Origin of the sequence: Streptomyces sp. NPDC006335, from assembly GCF_040612795.1 — a bacterium.
Taxonomy (GTDB): domain Bacteria; phylum Actinomycetota; class Actinomycetes; order Streptomycetales; family Streptomycetaceae; genus Streptomyces.
Map to the genome: position 1 here is coordinate 306,883 of NZ_JBEXQX010000010.1, position 18,856 is coordinate 325,738.

Below are 18,856 nucleotides of genomic sequence, written 5' to 3' on the forward strand. Positions count from 1 at the left end.
TTATCCGTTCCTTACACGCAACTGGGCTCTGACCTGCGTCGATACCGGACGCGGGGTGCTGGCGGGCTTCACACGAAGGAGTGCGAGCACGACGAACAGGGCGCCCCCGGCGACCCAGAGGGCCCCGGTCGCGGCGATGCACCCGAGGTGCACCAGGACCGCGACGAGTACCCCGCCGAACGCCGCGACACCGAGGACGACGGACACCCCCTGCGGAGTGAGACCGAGCCGCCGCAGCCGGTGCGCGAGATGGTCGGGGGCGGCACGCAGCAGCGGCCGCCCGGACAGCCCCCGGGCCAGGACGACGAGCAGGACGTCGGCACCCACCACCGCCGTCAGCGCGGACAACACCCCCGCACCGGAGCCGAGTTCCTGCCCCGCGCGGGTCGTCACGGCCGCGGCCGCGAGCACGAACCCGGTGAACAGCGCCCCGCACGCGCCGAGTCCCGCGCGCGCGGGATGCCAGTTGTGCATCAGGAAGCCGGTCAGCGCGGCGGCCAGCACGCTGAGCAGCACGGCGAGCCCGTCCATCACCTCGGCCGCAGCACAGGCCCCCGCCCCGAAGGCGGTGACGACCCCGACGGTCCCGGCGAGCCCGTCGGCGTGGTCCAGCGCCTTGAACCCGAGCGCGACGAAGACGATCCAGCCGACCGCGAGGATCCCGGCGAGCACCCCCGTCTGCTCGTACGGCACCACACACGCCGCCGCCACGGCCGTACCGCCCACCAGGAACCGCGCCTTGACCCGCCGCACGTCGGCGACGAGCCCGAGGAGGGCCACGCCGGCCCCCGCGACGAGCAGCCGTCCGACGTCGGGCCCGAGCGGGGTGACGCCCCGCCAGTCCCCGACGGCGGCCACACCACAGGTGGCGGCCACCATCGCCACCCCGCCGGACAAGGGCAGGGGCCGCCGCCATCGCCGGTCGACGATCCCGAGGCGCAGGGCGGGCACCCGCAGCACGGCGGTGAGCACGGCGGCGAGGAGCAGGGCGGAGGTGGCGGCGAGGATCCCGTAGAGCACGAGCCTAAATTAGCGCCGTATGTACCAATTCATCACGAATAACACGATCGGGTTTTAAGGTAACCCTCAGCGATTCAGATCACCCCGTGCCCGGCTACAGTGCGGCGGAGGATGGGGGTAGTCTCAGACGGACTGCATAAGTTACCGCTTAGTAATGGCGAGATCCCTTCTCACGGATCTCTCGTAGACCCCTCGCAGGCCCGAGGAGCCCCGAAATGCAACTCGCCGCGATCATCGTGTCGCTGGTACTGACCGTGGTCGGCGTGGCACTGCTCGCGCGTGCCATCGGCCAGTTCGTCCGGTACTTCAAGCTGGGCCAGCCGGTGCCCGCCGGAAGCAGGACCGACAACCCCTACGCGCGCAGCGTGACGCTGGTGAAGGAGTTCCTCGGCCACACGCGGATGAACCGGTGGGGCATCGTCGGCTTCGCCCACTGGTTCGTGGCCGTCGGCTTCCTGACCCTGCCGCCGACCCTCGCGCAGGCGTTCGGCCAGCTCTTCAAGGCCGACTGGGTGCTGCCGGTGGTCGGCGACTTCCTGCCGTTCGAGCTGTACATCGAGTTCATCGGTGTGATGACGATCCTCGGCATCCTCGCGCTGATCGTCATCCGCCTGCTGAGCCTGCCCTCCCGCCCCGGCCGCAAGTCCCGCTTCGCCGGCTCCAAGGCGGGCCAGGCGTACTTCGTCGAGTACGTCATCCTCACCATCGGCCTCGCCATCTACGTGCTGCGCGGTCTCGAGGGCGCGCTGCACCACGTGGACGGCTACGAGGCCGGGTACTTCGCCTCGTACCCGCTGGTCCTGGCCTTCAAGGGTCTGAGCGTCGCCACGCTCCAGAACCTCGTCTACCTGGTCGCGATGATCAAGATCGGCACGTCCTTCGTGTGGATGATCGTCGTCTCGCTCAACACCAACATGGGTGTGGCCTGGCACCGCTTCCTGGCCTTCCCCAACATCTGGTTCAAGCGCGAGGCGACCGGCGGCACGGCCCTCGGCGGTCTCCAGCCGATGACCTCCGGCGGCAAGCCGATCGACTTCACCGACCCCGGTGACGACGACGTCTTCGGCGTCTCCCAGGTCGAGCAGTTCTCCTGGAAGGGCCTGCTGGACTTCTCCACCTGCACCGAGTGCGGCCGCTGCCAGTCGCAGTGCCCCGCGTGGAACACCGGCAAGCCGCTCTCCCCCAAGCTCCTGATCATGTCCCTGCGCGACCACGCGCACGCCAAGGCGCCGTATTTGCTGGCCGGGGGCGGCAAGACGATGGAGGGCGAGGAGAAGGCATCTCCCGAGGCCCTCAAGGATGTCCCCGCCGCCGCTCTCGCCGAGGCCGAGCGCCCGCTGATCGGCACCGCCGAGGAGAACGGCGTCATCGACCCGGACGTCCTGTGGTCCTGCACCACCTGCGGCGCCTGTGTCGAGCAGTGCCCGGTGGACATCGAGCACGTCGACCACATCGTCGACATGCGCCGCTACCAGGTGATGATCGAGAGCGCGTTCCCGTCCGAGGCGGGCACGATGCTCAAGAACCTGGAGAAGAAGGGCAACCCCTGGGGCCTGGCGAAGAAGCAGCGCCTGGAGTGGCTCAAGGAGGTCGAGTTCGAGGTCCCGGTCGTCGGCCAGGACATCGAGGACCTCACCGAGGTCGAGTACCTGTACTGGGTCGGCTGCGCGGGCGCCCTGGAGGACCGGGCCAAGAAGACCACCAAGGCCTTCGCCGAGCTGCTGCACATCGCGGGCGTCAAGTTCGCGATCATGGGCGGCGACGAGAAGTGCACCGGTGACTCCGCCCGGCGTCTGGGCAACGAGCCCCTGTTCCAGGAGCTCGGCATGGAGAACGTCATGGCGCTGAACATGGCGTTCGGCGAGGAGCTGGACGACGACGGCAAGGTGGTCCCCGAGTCCGCCAAGCCCAAGTCCGCGAAGAAGATCGTCGCGACCTGCCCGCACTGCCTCAACACGATCGGCAACGAGTACCCGCAGCTCGGCGGCGACTACGAGGTCATCCACCACACCCAGCTGCTCCAGCACCTCGTCGACGAGGGCAAGCTGATCCCGGTGACCCCGGTCGAGGGCATCATCACGTACCACGACCCGTGCTACCTGGGCCGCCACAACAAGATCTACACGCCCCCGCGCGAGATCATCGCGGGCGTCCCGGGTCTGCGGAACGAGGAGATGCACCGCCACAAGGAGCGCGGCTTCTGCTGCGGTGCCGGTGGCGCGCGGATGTGGATGGAGGAGCGGATCGGCAAGCGCATCAACAACGAGCGCGTCGACGAGGCCCTTTCCCTCAACCCCGACATCGTCTCGACGGCCTGCCCGTTCTGCCTCGTCATGCTGACCGACTCGGTCAACGGCAAGAAGAACGACGGCAAGGCCAAGGAGTCCATCCAGGTCGTCGACGTCGCCCAGCTGCTGCTCCAGTCCGTGAAGACCCCGGTCGACCCGGAGGACGCGGCGGAGACGGAGAGCGAGCCGGAGCCGGAGCCGGTGAAGTGACGCCGGTGACGTAACGGTTGCGACGGTGCTGTTCGGCGCCCCCGGGTCTGATCGGACCCGGGGGCGCCGTCGTCCTTCCGGCCCCGCTCGCTCAGAAGTGGGTGGCGATCCCGAACACGCGCCGCAGCACCGCCATGTCGTGCCGGTCGCGCTGCGTCGGCTCGTACCCCTGGTGGAAGTAGACCTGCTGGGCAGCCGAGAGACACGGGACGGTGGTGCCGCCGATGGTCCCGGTCACGAAGCAGGAGGCCGGGTAGCGGAAGGGCCGCTCCGGCTCGCCGGACGCCTGCACGGCGGAACCGTCCCCGGTGAAGACCAGCGGGTGCAGATCGATCTCCCGTCCGCCGGGAGCGGTGACCACGAACCGTACCGGCCGCAGGTCGAGGCTCTCCACGAAGCCCGCGCCGGCCAGGGCAGCCAGCACGGCGGGCTCCTGCTCCCGCCGGTGCATCAGGTCCAGGTCACGATGGTCCCGGGTCTGCTCACCGGCCAGCGCGTCGATCCCCCACCCGCCCCCGACCCAGACCTCCGCCCCGGCCCGCCGCAACAACTCCAGGACGTCCAACACATCGCCCGCGTCCACCACTTGCCTCCCTGCTCGGCTGAACTCGACGGCCCGCGAGGGCTTTCGCGCCCGCCCACACCCACCACCTGATCCGCACCGCCACCCGCGAAACGCCGCTCGGCGCGAACGGATCGCACGGCGTGCCGGGTGCCTTCGGCGCCCACACGCGAACCGCGCCCCCGACGGGACGGCCCTCAGCCCGATGCCCCCGGCCACGCGAACGGCATCCCGCGACACACCTCCGGGGACCGGACCCGTGCCGACCGACGACAAGCGGCACACAGTCACCGGACGCCCAGCAGTCACCAGCACGCCACGGGCAAGGCACCGGCACCTCACCGCCGCCCACACACCCGGGCCGACGTACCCGGGGCTGTCACTCGGTGTCGAACAAGTGCATCATTGCCGGGGTCGTTATCGATGATGCTGACGAGGTGAGCGGTGCGTGTGCGGAGAGACGTGATGTGTACGACGCCCCCGGGCGGCACCTTGCTCACCGTCCTCGCCGCCGGCACCGCCGCTCTTCTCCTCGCCGCCTGCGGCCCCACCCAGCCCACCGGGTCCGCGGACCGCACCCCGGCACGGATCGCCGACGCCCCGGCCCGACTCCCGGTGCCCGAGGGCGAGGGCAGCAGGACCCCGGACGACTTCAACGGGGACGGCCACCGCGACCTCGTCCTGGGCGACCTGGTCAAGGAGCAGGCCCACGCCGACGACCCCGGCATCGGCATCGTGTACGGCAGTGAGCGCGGACTCGTCCCCGGCGCACGGCAGTTGATCACCCCGGGCCGGCAGGGCGCGGCCACCGACGGCCAACTCCCCGCCCTGTTCGACGCGGAGGCCACCTGCGACCTGGACAAGGACGGCTTCACCGACCTCGTCGTCTCCACCGACCCGCCCTACGACGGCCAGGGCCGGCCCCCGGTCCCCCTCCAGATCCTCTTCGGCTCGCCGGGCGGCCTGACCGGCAAGGCCGTTCAGCTCACCGTCCCGCCCGTCGCCCGCGTCGGCAACGACTGGCCGGACCAGCCGGTCTGCGGCGACTTCGACGGCGACGGCGCCGAGGACCTCGTCCTGCACGCCACCGGCGGTCATCTCACCTACCTGCGCGGCCCGTTCACCCGTGCGGGCGCCCCGAGCAGGGCGGGCGCCCCGGTCCGATCACCGGGCGAGGTGCCCACGGGCCCGGCCGCAGACGTCGACCGCGACGGCTACGACGACCTGATCGTCCGTACGACTCAGGGCACCGGCCCCTCCGCCGTGGTCCTCGGCGGTCCGGCGGGCCCGACCCGCACCGGAGCCGTCCTGCCGTCCGGCATCGACGTGGTCCTCGGCTCCTTCGGCCGCGGCAAGGCCCTGGACGGGGCGGTCGGCGGTGGGGGTCCCCCCGCGCGAGCGGATTCGAGCGTGGGGGAGGGCGGAACGTCTCTGCGCTACGACCTCCCCATCGCGGCGAAGGGCTCCCTGGCCTCCCCCGGCTCGGTCCTGGACGCCGCCGACTTCGACGGTGACGGCCTGAGCGAACTGGTCTCCAGCGGCTCGCGCCTGCGCGTCTTCCAGGGCCGTCCGACAGGTCCGTCCACCGAGGCGACGGTCACCGTCGAACCGCCCGCCACCGGCACAACCCGGGTCGTCGCGGCCGCCGACTTCGACGGCGACGGCCGGGCGGACCTCGCGGTGCGGACGTACCGGAGCGAGACGAAGGACACCGTCGCCGTCTACCTGGGCGCGAAGAAGGGCCTCGTGAGCCCCGAACCAGCGGTCACCTTCTCCACGTCCGCGTTCCTCGGTTCCTGACGCTCCCACGGGCGGGGCCCAATTCCCGTACAACCCAAGCCCCTTGCCGGAGGTCTCCTGATCGCGACACCGCGCGATCCCAGGATCACCGAACGCCCATGGAGCCCCCTTGACCACCCGCACCCGCCCCGCCCTCCTGGCCGCCGCCCTCCTCGCCGCGGGCCTGAGTCCGCTCGCCCTCACCGCCCCGGCGGGCGCGGCGGCCGCGAAGTACGCCGACGACTTCAACGGGGACGGCTACCGCGATCTCGCCGTCGGCGACCGCACCGCCACGGCCGGCGGGAAGAAGGAGGCCGGCGCGGTGGTGGTGGTGTGGGGCACGTCGAAGGGGCTGGACTTCACCAAGCGCACGGTCGTCACCCAGAACAGCCCGGGCGTCGAGGGCGCGGCGGAGGCCAAGGACTTCTTCGGCACCAAGGTCACCACCTCCGACGTGAACAAGGACGGCTACGCCGACGTCATCGCCACCGCCCCCAACGAGGCCGTGGGCTCCTCCCACCGCGGCACCTTCACGATCCTGTGGGGGTCGAGGACCGGACTGAGCGGCGGCAGCGACTACGCGATCCCGGGCGGCACGGACAGCTTCGCCAAGGACGTGGCCGTGGGCGACTTCAACGCGGACGGCAAGGTCGACGTGGTCTCGGTGGGCGACAACTACGTCTGGTTCCTGCGCGGCCCGTTCACCAAGGCCGGCTCCCGCGGCAAGGCCACCAACCTCGACCCGGTCGACGGCGAGGACATCAGGCCCGCACTGGTCGTCTCGGGCAAGGTCACCAAGGACGGCACCGCCGACTTCGCGGTGATCGGCGACGACCGGAGCGACCACCAGCGCGTCTGGTTCTACCGCGGCGGCACAAACGGCCCTGTCGCACCGCCCAAGAAGTACAACCTGCCGCTCCCGGGCCAGGCCGATCTGTCCTACGCCGCGTCCGCCACCATCGCCGACTTCGACAAGAACGGATACGGCGACCTGGCCGTCGGAGCGGCCCGCGCGGGCAATGGCGAGGCGGTCCACCTCCTCAACGGCACCGCCACCGGTTTCAGCGGCACGGTCAGGTCCATCACCCAGAACACCGCGGGTGTGCCGGGCGGGCGCGAGACCGGCGACGACTTCGGCTTCGACGTCTCGGCCGGGGACACCAACGGCGACGGCTACCCGGACCTCGCGGTGGGGGCCCCGAACGAGACGCTCGGCAGCGAGTTCTGGCGCGCGGGCGCGGTCACCGTCCTGCGCGGCGGGAGGTCCGGGATCACCGGCACGAACGCCCGCCAGATCGACTACACCACGCCCGGCTTCCGGCGCCCGGCCGACGAGAGCGACTCCTGGTTCGGCACCTCGGTCCTGCTGCGCGACCACAACCGCGACGGCCGCGCCGAACTGCTCGTCTCCGCACCGGACATCGGCCGCCTCCACCTCTTCCCCGGCACCGCCGCCGGCCCGACGGGCACGGGCTCGACCACGCTGACCGTGAGCGGCCTGGGCCTGGGCGACCGTGCGTACTTCGGCGCGACGCTGGCCGACTGACGGGCCCGGCCCAGGGGTGCGGAAGCCCCGTTGGGGACGGATGAGAAGCCCGTAGGGGACGGTAGCGAGCTCCCTTAGGGGATGTCACAGCTCGGCAGCAAAGCCGTCCCCGAAACCCCGGGCGCACACGTCGTTCCCCGGGACCAGGTACGTTCGAAGACGTGGCTGGATTCAGGATCGGACGCGGCCGGGACAACGGCGCTCCTCACACGCGACCGCAACAACCTCCGTACGGGCAGCAGGCGCCCCAGGGACAGCCGTACGGCTATCCCCCCGCGCCGCAGCCCCACCCGGGCCAGTGGACCCAGGGCGGCGGCGGGGGTTACGAGGAGCCGGAGTACTTCGGCGACGGCAGCGGCGCCCCGCACCCGCAGGGCGGCCATGACCCGTACGCGGCGAACAACCCGGGCCACACCCAGGCGTTCTCGGTCGGTGAGGACCCCTACAGCCAGGGCGGCACCTACCGCGCGGGCTCGGCCCCGGCGGGTCCCGTGGGCCCCCGCCTGCACTGGAAGGAACTCCTGAAGGGCATCCTGCTCTCGCCCAAGCAGACCTTCCTCCAGATGCGGGACTACACGATGTGGGGCCCGGCCCTCGTCGTGACCTTCCTCTACGGCCTGCTCGCGGTGTTCGGCTTCGAGGAGGCCCGCAAGGACGCGATCAACGCCACCCTGTCGAACGCGGTCCCCATCGTCCTGACCACGGCCGTCGCCATGGTCCTGTCGGCGTTCGTCCTGGGCGTCGTCACCCACGCCCTGGCCCGCCAGCTCGGCGGTGACGGCGCGTGGCAGCCCACGGTCGGCCTCTCCATGCTGATCATGTCCCTGACCGACGCCCCCCGCCTGATCGTGGCCATGTTCTTCGGCGGCGACGCGTCCTTCGTCCAGCTCCTGGGCTGGGCGACCTGGGTGGCGGCCGGCGCCCTGCTCACCCTGATGGTCTCCAGGTCCCACGACCTGCCCTGGCCGAAGGCCCTCGGCGCGTCGGCGATCCAGCTCATCGCGCTGCTGTCGATCGTGAAGCTGGGCACGTTCTAGGTTCCCGCGGCGCTACGACGACGAAGGGCTCCCGGTGATCACCGGGAGCCCTTCGCCTTCGCTCACGCGGGGAAGGCGCGGTCCAGAGCCGACCGCACGTCCCCGATCTCGCGTTTCCACCGATCGCTCTTCAGCGTCCCGTCGTCCCAGACGACCACGGGCTCACCGCCGACCACGCAGTAGCCGTAGACCTGATCGGCGATGTCGTCCGTGAAGAGGTGGTCGAAGTGGAACGCCCCCTCGAACGTCAGCCAGGCGATGCCCTCCGCGTGCGCGGCGGCCTTCCGCAGGCACTCCCGGAGATGGCCGGGCAGTCCCGGATCGTCCAGGCGCCCCTCCTCGAAGGTGAGGTCGTACGCCAGCACGACCGCGTCCCGGTCCCAGGCCTCGGTGGAGACCGGGAACACGGCGACCTCGTCCGGACGCGTACCGAGGACGTCGAACGCGTCCTCCTCCAGGGCGGATGCGGCCCGCCCCACGGTGAACAGGACGACCACCGCGGGGCCGCTCCAGGTCAGGGCCTCCTTGAGGGAACTCACCACAGGCCCCACTTCGTCATGTTCTTGGCGGGCGGCACCATCGCGCTCAGGATCTTGCCCTGATAGTTCCCCTCCTTCGCCACGAAAATCACCACCACCTTGCCGTTGACCTTCTTGGCGAAGCCCTTGGCCTGGGTGCCGCCGATCTTCCAGTCGAACGTCTTGTCCGGCGACGTCAGGACGTGCCCGAAGTTGTCCTGGAAGTACTTCACCTGCGAGGCGACACTGCCCTTGTTGGGAATCAGACCGTCCGAGATCAGGTGCCGGATGGCATGCCCGCCCCCCTTGTTCATCCCGGTGAACGCGTCCGCGACGGTGTCCGCGGTGAAACCGATCGGACAGCTCGCGTTGTGCACCAGGACCGGGGTGCGGCCCGCCAGGACGTAGTACGTGTTGAAGTCCGCGACCGTCAGGTTGTGGACCCGCTGCTCCGGCACGGCCCACGCCCGCGTCCCGCCCACCGTCGCGGCGCCACCGGTATCGGTGCGCAGCGCGGTGCCGGTCCGGAGGCCCCCGGCGTCGACCCAGGTGCGCTGGTCGCCGCCCGCCCAGAACGGGTGGTTGTAGGTGGCGACCACCGTGCCCGTGGACCGTCCGCGGGAGCCGGTGACCGAGACGCCGACGAGGTTCTTGGGCCCGGTGCTCTCGATGGTCGCCCGGACCCGCTTCGCCTCGGTGCGGCCCGTCTCCGGGTCGGTCGAGACGATCCGGTCGCCGACCCGGATGTCCTCGATCTCCTCGGTCCGGCCGCCGGCCAGCAGCACCCGGGTGCCCGGCACGAAGCTGCTCGTCCCGCAGTGCATCTTCTTCAGGAACTTGAGCTTGAGGGCGCTGAGGGCGAGACCCGACAGGCACGAGGGCTTCTTGTCCCGCAGGCACTCCTCGATCTCGTCGGCACCGATGTACCAGGCGATCAGACGGTCGAGCGTGGTGCTGGTGATGCAGCCCATGCCGCCGGCGCCGTCACCGCCGCAGACCAGCATCGTCTCGCCCGGCTTCAGATCGCCGTTCTGCAGGACGATGGACCGGTAGTCGACCAGCCGCCGTTCGAGGGCGGCGCGCAGCTCGTTGTCGCTGAGCGGCTTGCTGGTCTCCAGCGCCGCCTCTTCCTGGATCTGCTTCTTCAGCTCCGCGACGAGCAGGTCGGCCGCCGTCTTCATGGCCTCACCGGCCGCCTTGGCCGCGGCGGCGGAGTCCGCCTCGGCCGCCAGCTTGGACAGACCGGCCTGGTAGGCGGAGTTGTTGGCCTCCAGGGAGTAGCCGTAGGCGACGGCGGCGGAGTGCTGCGCGCGTTCCGCCGAGCGGGCCGCCGACCGTGCGTCCGCCTGCGCCGAAGCGGCCGCGTTGCGGGCCGTCCTCGCGGACTCGGCCGCCTGCGCGGCGGATGCCTCGGCCTGGTCGGCGGACTTGTCGGCCTGTTCGGCGTACGTGTTCGCCCGCTGGGCCGAGTCGTTGGCCGCGTTGGCCCACTCGGTGGCCTTGGCGGCGTCCTTACGGGCCTCCGCGGCGACCTTCTGCGCGTCGGCGGCGTCCTTCTGCGCGAGCGCCGCCGACTTGTAGGCGGCCTGGAGCAGGATGCTGACCTCGGCGAGGTGGGCGGCCGCGTTGGCGTCCCGCTGCCGCGCCTGGTGGAGGCCGACCTCCAGGAAGGGCCGCAGTCCGGACGCGGGGCCCGACAGCACGGCCTGCGCCGCGGCGCGCACCTCGGGGCCGCCGGTGGCGAGGGCCTCGCTGACCGCCACCCGGTCGTCGTCCTCCCGCGCCGTGTACTGCCCGGTCTCCAGGAACGCCGCCAGGTCGGCGGCCGTACCGTCCAGTGCCTTGCTCGCCGCGGCCTTCACGCCCGGACCGCCCTCGGCGGCGATCTTGGCCACCGCGACCCGGTCGTCGTCCTCCTTGCCCGGATAGGCGCGGGTGCGCAGCCAGGCCCGTACCTCGTCGATCGGCTTGTCCAGCACGGCCAGCGCGGCCTGCCGCTGCGCGGGGATCTCGCTGGTGGTGGCGATGTGGCCGACGCTCGCGCGGTCGTCCTGTTCCATCGCGACGGCCAGCCTGACGCGGACGAAGTCGGCCACGTCGTCGTCGCTGCCCGCGAGCGCGTCCGCGGCGGCGTCCTTCACCCAGGTGCCGCCGCTGCTCAGCAGGTTGACCGCGGCCTGGCGGCCCTTGGCGGCCGTGACCGTCAGATCGGTGGAGGCGGCCGCCTCCGTGACCAACTGCCTGGTCTGCGCGCCGAGTTCCTGGGCCCTGCCGATCTCCCACTGGGCGGCGGCGACCTTCTCGTCGTGCGCTTCGGCGGCCTCCTCGGCCGCCAGGACCGCCTCGTCCTGCTGCTGTGCCAGCCGCTCGGTGTCGGCCTTGCGGGCCAACTCCACCACGGTCGAGGCCTGTTCGGCCGCCGACATCGCCCGGTTCGCGGCCGCGCTGGCCGCTTTGGCCGCGTCGGTGGACGCCTTGGCCGCGTCCACCGCCTGCCCCGCGGCGTCGGCGGCCTTGTTCGCCGCGATCGCCGCGGCCTCGGCGTGCGCCGCGGTCTCGTTGGCCGCGTCGCGCGACTGCCGGGCGGCCGTGGCGGCCTGCCGGGCGTTGGACTGCGCGGAGTCGGCCGCGCGCGTGGCCTGGTCGGCGAGCCGCTTGGCCTTGGCCGCCGCGGCGGCGGCCTCCTCGCCCTTGGCGCCCGCCTCACCGGCCCACCGGCCCGCGTCCGCGGCGGCGGCAGCGGCGGCCGCCGCGTTCGCCCCCGCGCTGGCCGCGGCACCGGCCGCGGTGGCCGCCTGCTCGGCGGCGATACCGGCCTGGTCGGCGGCGTCGGCCGCCTTCCGCGCGCCCGCGGCGGCGGCGTTCGCCTTGTCCGCCGCCTTGCGGGCCGCCGCGGCCCGTCCCGCGTCACTGGCCGCGGCACCGGCTGCGGCCCTCGCCACGGCCGCCGCGCCACCGGCCTGGCCGGCCGCGTAGGCCGCCTGCGCGGCCGCCGAGGCCGCCATGCGTGCCGTGGCGTTCGCCGCCGCCGCCGCGGAGACCGCCGTTCGCGCCGCCTGTGCGGCCCGGTCGGCGGCGGCCGCCGCGCGGGACGCGGCCGCGGCCGCCCGGCCCGCCGACTCCTTGGACTCCTGCGCCTCCGCGGCCGCTTCCAGCGCCGCGGCCTTCGCGGCCTGGGTGGCCTTCGCCGCCTTGGCCGCCTCCTCCTTGGCGGTCTCGGTCAGCTCCTTGGCCCGCTTCTGCGCCGTGTCGGCGAGCTCGGCGAGCTGTGCGACGGTGATCGTCTCCTGGTCGCGCGCGGCGGCGACCGCCCAGCCGTCGTCCAGGAACTGCTGGACGTCCGCGTCCGTGCCGTCCAGGGCCTGGCCCGCCAGCAGCCGCACGTTCGGGCCGCCGGTGTACAGCAACCTGCCGACCTTGACCCGGTTGTCGTCGGCCCGCGCCTTGTACTGCCCGGTCTTCAGGAAGGCGCTCACGTCGTCGGCCGTGCCGTTCAGCGCCGTGTTGGCCGCCTTCTTCACGCCCGGACCGCCGAAGGCCATGATCTGCGCCGCCTGGACGCGCTGGTCCTCCTCGTAGGCCCCGACGTAGCCGTCGTCCAGGAACGCCTGGAGCTCCGCCTCACCGCCGCCCAGCGCGATGTTGGCCTTCTCGCGCACGGAGGGACCGCCGATGGCCATGATCTGCGCCACCTCGACCCGCAGGTCCTCCGTCTGGGCGGCCGGCAGGTCCTGGTCCATGAACGTCTGGACGTCGTCCGTCGAGCCCAGCAGGGCCGCCTCGGCCTCACGCCGGACGCCCTCGCCGCCGTACTCCCACTCCATGAGGACGTCGGCCCGGGTGAACTCCGGTGCCGCGTCCTCCGCCGCGGCGGGGCGCGGATCGATGCCCAGGATCATCCCCAGGGCCATCAGCGCCGCCACGGAGCCGCGCCATACCGGCGCGGTCCGCAATCTGACACTCAACGTGTTTCTCCCTCGCAGAGCACAGGGAGCGAGAACAGCGAGAACAGCGACAAATTTGCGTACGCCATCACATGACCCCCCGTGCGGACTCCTCAATCTTTAACCGCACCTTACATTTCCCCTACCGAATTCATGCCTCGCATACGCGCCTACGGACCCTTATGCCCGACTTATTGCGCATCCTCCGGACATTTTCGTTACCTTTTCTCAATAAGGGCCCGTACAACCGTTTGCGAACGTGTCGGAGGTCACCTCACCCCGTCAACGCTCGCCCCATTTGGGAGAGTTCACGAGGTGGACAGGTTCGCGGACGCGGGGTTGCATAGCCGCTCAAGCAGTTTTCCGGCAGGTGGCCGCGGGGGCTATTTCATCGCCGGGAGTGGGGGACTGCGTCTGTATTCCTCGTGCCTTCACACCCGTGCGCGCATTGCGTTCCCGCCATTCCTCGTCCGGATCGACGAATGTGATGAAGGGACGATTTCCCATGCCGTCGAGGCCGTATCGCAAAAGACTCCTGGGCACAGCCGTGGGCGCTCTGGCCGCCGGGGCCCTGGCCTGGACCGCCATGACAGCGGGCGGCACTCCCGCCGGGACGGTGCCGGTGGCCGGCGAGGCCCCCGGTTACGCCGTCGAGGACTTCGACTACCCGCAGGCCGACAAGATCCTGGCCGAGAAGAGCATCCTGCTCAAGCGCGGCGACGGCCACATCACGCTGGCGGACTGCGCGACCGGCACCGGTCAGCTCGAGGTCCAGGCGCGCGACAAGAGCAAGGTCTGCTTCGACGTCAAGGGCGCCTCCGGCTGGCTCACCCTGGAGCTGCCGTCGGTCTACCTGATCCGCGGCAACGACTACACCACCGAGGCGGACATGACGGTGGGCAGCGAGCAGCAGTCGTACGACATCGCCAAGAACACCTGGACCCCGGTGGGCGAGAGCGCTGACGAACAGGCCCGCGAGTGGACCCTCCTGGAGCTCCGCACCTCCAAGTAGCGCCCCGCCGAGCTCCTCCGCACCCGATCCGTCACCACCCACCAGGGGACCGACTTCATGACCCACGCCAGACCTGTGCGCCTCGCCGCACTGGCCGCCACCCTGACCCTCGGCTCCGCCGTGCTCGCGGCAGGCCCCGCCGCCGCCGTCACCGGCCCCGCCGTCAGCGCCGCCGACACCACCTACGCCTACACGGCCCAGATCACCGTCGGCGACCACGACCGCGGCTGCTCCGGCGTCCTCGTCGACCGCGAGTGGCTGCTGACCGCGGCCAGTTGCTTCGCCGCCGACCCGGCCACCAGCCTCACGGTGCCCGCCGGCAAGCCGGCCACCAAGACCACCGCGGTCATCGGCCGCTCCGACCTGACCGGCACCGCGGGCGCCGCCCGCCAGATCGTCCAACTGGTCCCGCGCACCGACCGCGACGCAGTCCTGGCCCGCCTCAACCGCCCGGTCACCAACGTCACCCCCCTCGCCCTGGCCACCGCCGCGCCCACCGCCGGCGAGACCCTCACCCTGGCCGGCTACGGCCGCACCGCCACCGAGTGGGCCCCGCTCAGCCTGCACACCGGCGCCTTCTCGGTGAACTCAGCCGCCGCCACGAGCGCCGCGGTCACCGGCACGGGCGGCACGGCCGCGTGCATGGGCGACACCGGCGGCCCCCTGGTCCGCGGGACGGGCGGCACCGCCCAACTCGCCGCCCTGGCCAGCCAGTCGTACCAGGGCGGCTGCTACGGCATCGACACCACCGAGACCCGGACCGGCGGCGTCGTCACGCGCGTGGACGACCTCGCCTCCTGGGTGAGCTCCACCACCGGCGCGGTCCGCGTCACCGACTTCAACTGCGACGGCGTCGAGGACATCGCGATCGCCGACCCGCGGGCCACCGTCGGCGGCGTCACCGCGGCCGGCCTGGTACGGATCGTCTACGGCGGCGGCAAGGGCACCGCCGAGATCAACCAGAACCTCGACTGGGTGCCCGGCGCCGCCGAGGCCAGCGACTGGTTCGGCGAGGCCCTGAGCACCGTCGACTGGGACGAGGACGGCTGCACCGACCTGGTCGTGGGCACCCCGGCCGAGGACATCGGCAACGTCGCCGACTCCGGCATGGTCGACGTCCTGCACGGCGCGCCCGGCGGCCTCGGCACCGGCTCGGTGAAGAACACCCACTTCGAGGAGGGCTCCGGCAACGGCTCCCTGGCCACCGCCGTCGCCCAGGCCGGCGACCGGTTCGGCGACTCCATCGCGGCCGGCGTGACCGCCTCCGGTGCGCCGTTCGTGGTCAGCGGCGCCCCGGGCGAGAGCGTCAGCGGCCTGGCGAAGGCCGGCGCGGCCTTCTACCTCTACCGCGGCAACAACATCATCTTCCACCAGGACAGCACCGACGTGCCCGGTGCGGCGGAGGCGAACGACGGCTTCGGCGGCTCGGTCGCGGCCGACTCCAACTTCTTCGCGGTCGGCGCGCCCGGCGAGGCCATCGGCGCCGACGAGGGCGCGGGCAACCTGGCGGTCTTCAGCCACACCCTGACCTCGGCGGGCCTGCCCACCCCGAAGTTCGGGCTCGACCAGGACCTCGACACCGTCGCCGGCGGCGCCGAGGCGGGCGACCAGTTCGGCTTCGCCCTGGCCCTCGCCCCGTACCGCCCCTCGGGCGCCGCGGCCGCCACCGACTCGATCCTCTCGGTCGGCGCCCCCGGTGAGGACCTCGACATCGACGGCGTCGCCAAGGCCGACGCGGGCAACGTGATGACCTTCCGCATCACCGCCGCGGGCGCCGTCAGCCCGATCAACTACTTCTCCCAGGGCACCGCCGACGACGACGTGACCGGTACCGCGGAGGCCGGCGACCGCATGGGCTCGACCCTGACCGCCATCAACACCGCACCGCGCGCGCTGAGCACCACGGCGACGATGAAGCTGGCCGTGGGCGTCCCCAACGAGGTCATCGGCACGGCTGACAACGCGGGCGCGGTGCACACGTTCTCGCTCCTGGGCGCCCCCGGCGCGAACGACCGCTGGCTGGAGGCGGGTGACGGCGACGGCATCCCCACGGCCCCCGGCGCCGGCCAGCTGCTCGGCTCGAGCATCCACTACACGGGCACCAAGCTGTACGTCGGCCTGCCCCTGGGCCCGTCGACCTACGGCACCCTGTACGCCCTGCCCCTGTCCAACGTCACCGCCGGCGGCGCGGTCGCCCCGGTGACCACGTACCAGCCCGGCACGGGCGGCCTCCCGGCAGCGGGCGACCGCTTCGGCTACGCGGCCCGCTGACCCCGCACCGCACACCACGCCAGAGGGCCCTCGACCACAGGTCGAGGGCCCTCCGCCGTACGCCTCCCACCGCTCAGGCGTCGAGAACCTGGCCCCGGCGCTTGACGACGGGGGGTTCGACCGACCACGGGAAGTTGATCCAGTCGTCCGTCCGCTTCCAGACGTACTCGCACTTCACCAGGGACTGCGACTTCTCGTAGATGACCGCGGAGCGGACCTCGGCGACGGCGTCGAGGCAGAAGTCACGCACCAGCTTGAGCGTCTTGCCGGTGTCGGCGACGTCGTCGGTGATGAGGACCTTCTTGTCGGAGAAGTCGATGGTGTTGGGCACCGGAGCCAGCATGACCGGCATCTCCAGCGTGGTCCCCACACCGGTGTAGAACTCGACGTTCACCAGGTGGATGTTCTTGCAGTCGAGGGCGTACGCGAGGCCACCGGCGACGAAGACGCCGCCGCGGGCGATCGAGAGCACGACGTCGGGCTCGTAGCCGTCGTCGGCGATGGTCTGCGCGAGCTCGCGGACCGCGGTGCCGAAGGCTTCGTAGGTGAGGTTCTCCCGCACACCTGCCCCGCTCATACCTGGGTCCGGTGGAAGTTCAGGAAGGAACGGGAGGCGGTGGGGCCGCGCTGGCCCTGGTAGCGGGAGCCGTAACGCTCGCTGCCGTAGGGGAAGTCGGCCGGCGAGGAGAGCCGGAACATGCAGAGCTGGCCGATCTTCATGCCGGGCCAGAGCTTGATGGGCAGCGTGGCCAGGTTCGACAGTTCGAGGGTCACGTGTCCGCTGAAGCCGGGGTCGATGAAGCCGGCGGTGGAATGGGTGACGAGTCCGAGCCGCCCCAGCGAGGACTTGCCCTCCAGGCGGGAGGCGAGGTCGTCGGGGAGCGTGATGACCTCGTAGGTGGAGGCGAGGACGAACTCCCCGGGGTGCAGGATGAACGGCTCGTCGCCCTCCGGCTCCACGAGCCGCGTCAGGTCGGCCTGCTCCACGGAGGGGTCGATGTGGGGGTAGCGGTGGTTCTCGAACACCCGGAAGAAGCGATCGAGGCGCACGTCGATGCTGGACGGCTGCACCATGGATTCGTCGTAGGGATCGATCCGTACCCGCCCGGCGTCGATCTCGGCCCGGATGTCCTTGTCTGAGAGAAGCACGCCCCGAGGATACGCAAGGCGCGCGGACCGGCCACCATCGGACGGACCCGCGCGCCTGGTACTGCTCTCCAGCGCTTCTCTATCGCTTGCCTTTAGTGCTTCTCCAAGGTCACCTGAACGACGCTGCGAAGCCGGGCACAGCGAGGGCACCGGACGAGCCGTCCGGGACCGAGGCGCTCGGCCTGCTGCATCGGGAACGAAGCGGTGCTGAACACGTGCCCATCGGCACAACGGACGACGGTGCGCTCCATCAAGTCCTAGAGTCCCTTCCCCAAGAGCCGCGTCGGGCTGCTGCTCACCTGACGACAAAAGCCACATTACGGGATGGGTGGGACGCCCCTCCAGGCGGCACTCCGATCCCGCCCGGACCCTCTCCCCCGCCTCCACCGTACGCCCCAACTCCCGCGCCCCGCAGCCCCGTCCCACCCCACGAACGCACTCAGGCCCCACGGCTTCAGCGCCGGGGGCCTGGCATGAGGTAAGGTAACGTTGCGTTCGACACCGGTTCCGTCCGGCGTCTCACGCGGGTGTAGTTTAATGGTAGAACATCAGCTTCCCAAGCTGAGAGCGCGAGTTCGATTCTCGTCACCCGCTCTTCTTGAAGCCCCAGGTCAGCGGCCTGGGGCTTGTTTCATAGGGGTGTCGTTGCTGCGGTTTGCGAGTGGGCGCCTCCATCACGTCGTGGCGGCCCGCTGTTCCCGGGCGATGGCGGACGCCCGTCCTGCACCTGCTTCGTCATGGGCGGCGCACAAGCCCCTTGCGAGAACAGGTACTTGACCGCCAAGGGTCCTGCGTCAGAGGGGAAGGTCGTCGGGGATCACCCGGAACGCCTTATGGCGGCCCAACGGGCGTACGGCCCGGAAGTCTCGTCGGTCGAGGGCCAGGATCGCGTCCGTGTCGTAGTCGGCGGCGAGGGCCACGTTCACCGCGTCGGCGAGGTCGAGGTCCAGCGCGCGGTAGCGGACACGGACGGACTGGGCGGCGCCCAGGTGGTCCTCCGTGATCTCCGGCATGACGACACGACCCCGGCTCATCCAGCGCCGCAGGTCGTCGACCGCGCTGAGGGCAGCCTCCCTGCCGAGCTCACGCGTCGCAACGTGGTCCAGTTCGGCCAGCAGGAGCGGGGACATGACCAGCAGGCCCGCCGCCATGATCGCCTCGTTCGCCGCCCGGTGTTCCGGATGAGCCGAGTCCAGGGCCGCCAGCAGGCCGGACGTATCGGCGATGACAATGATCACGCGGCGGATCCGGAACCCGAGCCGGTCTCACGCCGGACGGCCTCGGCAACCGTGTCGCGGACCTCCGACTTGGACAGCGTATGCCCCGGCCCCTCGAAGGTGCGTGAGAACAGCGGCTCGTCCCAGACCCGGTTCGCCATGGCCGCGAGGTGGATGCCCTGGCGGATGATCTCGGCCTCGCTTATACCCCGGCGCTTGGCGGCCTCCTTGATGATGGCCAGGTCCTCGGGGTCGGCGTAGACGTTGGTGCGCTTCATGGACATGTACCAAGAGTAGTCCATG

General features: G+C 71.4%; 14 protein-coding genes and 1 tRNA gene. 7 read left to right on the top strand and 8 right to left on the bottom strand.

Going from position 1 to position 18,856, the window contains the following annotated elements:
• Entirely contained in the window at positions 1-1,020 is a 1,020-nt protein-coding gene (locus ABZ098_RS27580; protein WP_356595527.1) for an MraY family glycosyltransferase, read from the bottom strand.
• Between the two features lie 215 nt (positions 1,021-1,235).
• Between ABZ098_RS27580 and ABZ098_RS27585 the strand changes: the two genes are divergently transcribed.
• Positions 1,236-3,518, top strand: coding sequence for a (Fe-S)-binding protein (locus ABZ098_RS27585; protein WP_356595529.1), 2,283 nt, complete (start codon positions 1,236-1,238; stop codon positions 3,516-3,518).
• Between the two features lie 91 nt (positions 3,519-3,609).
• On the opposite strand, the gene ABZ098_RS27590 is transcribed toward ABZ098_RS27585, so the two are convergent.
• Positions 3,610-4,101, bottom strand: a complete 492-nt coding sequence (locus ABZ098_RS27590; protein WP_356595531.1) for an amino acid transporter — start codon at positions 4,099-4,101, stop codon at positions 3,610-3,612.
• Positions 4,102-4,545: 444 nt separating this feature from the next.
• Between ABZ098_RS27590 and ABZ098_RS27595 the strand changes: the two genes are divergently transcribed.
• From ABZ098_RS27595 to ABZ098_RS27605, 3 genes are all read left to right on the top strand, one after another.
• The gene (locus ABZ098_RS27595; RefSeq protein WP_356595533.1) at positions 4,546-5,880 is read left to right on the top strand and encodes a VCBS repeat-containing protein; all 1,335 of its coding nucleotides are present in this window, start codon (positions 4,546-4,548) and stop codon (positions 5,878-5,880) included.
• Positions 5,881-5,989: 109 nt separating this feature from the next.
• Positions 5,990-7,405 (top strand): FG-GAP and VCBS repeat-containing protein, encoded by a 1,416-nt coding sequence (locus tag ABZ098_RS27600; protein WP_356595535.1) that lies wholly within the window; start codon positions 5,990-5,992, stop codon positions 7,403-7,405.
• 161 nt (positions 7,406-7,566) lie between these two features.
• Positions 7,567-8,442: a YIP1 family protein gene (locus tag ABZ098_RS27605; RefSeq protein ID WP_356595537.1), complete on the top strand. Its 876-nt coding sequence runs from the start codon at positions 7,567-7,569 to the stop codon at positions 8,440-8,442.
• Positions 8,443-8,504: 62 nt separating this feature from the next.
• On the opposite strand, the gene ABZ098_RS27610 is transcribed toward ABZ098_RS27605, so the two are convergent.
• Together ABZ098_RS27610 and ABZ098_RS27615 are read right to left on the bottom strand one after the other, a co-directional pair.
• Entirely contained in the window at positions 8,505-8,981 is a 477-nt protein-coding gene (locus ABZ098_RS27610; RefSeq protein WP_356595538.1) for a hypothetical protein, read from the bottom strand.
• On the bottom strand, positions 8,978-12,925 hold the full coding sequence (locus tag ABZ098_RS27615; protein ID WP_356595540.1) for a polymorphic toxin-type HINT domain-containing protein: 3,948 nt from the start codon (positions 12,923-12,925) through the stop codon (positions 8,978-8,980). The genes ABZ098_RS27610 and ABZ098_RS27615 overlap by 4 nt, the downstream gene beginning before the upstream one ends.
• 484 nt (positions 12,926-13,409) lie before the next feature.
• Between ABZ098_RS27615 and ABZ098_RS27620 the strand changes: the two genes are divergently transcribed.
• Positions 13,410-13,916, top strand: a complete 507-nt coding sequence (locus ABZ098_RS27620) for a hypothetical protein (RefSeq protein WP_356595542.1) — start codon at positions 13,410-13,412, stop codon at positions 13,914-13,916.
• A 57-nt stretch (positions 13,917-13,973) separates the two neighbouring features.
• Positions 13,974-16,187 carry a trypsin-like serine protease gene (locus ABZ098_RS27625; RefSeq protein ID WP_356595544.1) on the top strand — a complete coding sequence of 738 codons (2,214 nt, stop codon included), beginning with the start codon at positions 13,974-13,976 and terminating at the stop codon, positions 16,185-16,187.
• A gap of 73 nt (positions 16,188-16,260) precedes the next feature.
• On the opposite strand, the gene ABZ098_RS27630 is transcribed toward ABZ098_RS27625, so the two are convergent.
• Complete coding sequence (locus ABZ098_RS27630) at positions 16,261-16,764, bottom strand: phosphoribosyltransferase (protein ID WP_356595546.1); 504 nt, start codon at positions 16,762-16,764, stop codon at positions 16,261-16,263.
• Positions 16,761-17,336, bottom strand: a complete 576-nt coding sequence (gene dcd, locus ABZ098_RS27635) for a dCTP deaminase (RefSeq protein ID WP_053847548.1) — start codon at positions 17,334-17,336, stop codon at positions 16,761-16,763. The genes ABZ098_RS27630 and dcd overlap by 4 nt, the downstream gene beginning before the upstream one ends.
• Before the next feature lie 523 nt (positions 17,337-17,859).
• On the opposite strand from dcd, the gene ABZ098_RS27640 reads away from it, so the two are divergent.
• Positions 17,860-17,930: transfer RNA gene (locus ABZ098_RS27640), tRNA-Gly, on the top strand.
• Positions 17,931-18,130: 200 nt separating this feature from the next.
• On the opposite strand, the gene ABZ098_RS27645 is transcribed toward ABZ098_RS27640, so the two are convergent.
• Positions 18,131-18,574 (bottom strand): PIN domain-containing protein, encoded by a 444-nt coding sequence (locus tag ABZ098_RS27645; protein ID WP_356595548.1) that lies wholly within the window; start codon positions 18,572-18,574, stop codon positions 18,131-18,133.
• Entirely contained in the window at positions 18,571-18,837 is a 267-nt protein-coding gene (locus ABZ098_RS27650; RefSeq protein WP_356595550.1) for a CopG family transcriptional regulator, read from the bottom strand. The genes ABZ098_RS27645 and ABZ098_RS27650 overlap by 4 nt, the downstream gene beginning before the upstream one ends.
• Between the last annotated feature and the right edge of the window lie 19 nt (positions 18,838-18,856).

Coding starts and splice junctions, on each gene's coding strand:
- ABZ098_RS27620 (WP_356595542.1), top strand. CDS start 13,410: ATGCCGTCGAGGCCGTATCGCAAAAGACTCCTGGGCACAGCCGTGGGC.
- ABZ098_RS27585 (WP_356595529.1), top strand. CDS start 1,236: ATGCAACTCGCCGCGATCATCGTGTCGCTGGTACTGACCGTGGTCGGC.
- ABZ098_RS27630 (WP_356595546.1), bottom strand. CDS start 16,764: ATGAGCGGGGCAGGTGTGCGGGAGAACCTCACCTACGAAGCCTTCGGC.
- ABZ098_RS27650 (WP_356595550.1), bottom strand. CDS start 18,837: ATGTCCATGAAGCGCACCAACGTCTACGCCGACCCCGAGGACCTGGCC.
- ABZ098_RS27595 (WP_356595533.1), top strand. CDS start 4,546: ATGTGTACGACGCCCCCGGGCGGCACCTTGCTCACCGTCCTCGCCGCC.
- ABZ098_RS27625 (WP_356595544.1), top strand. CDS start 13,974: ATGACCCACGCCAGACCTGTGCGCCTCGCCGCACTGGCCGCCACCCTG.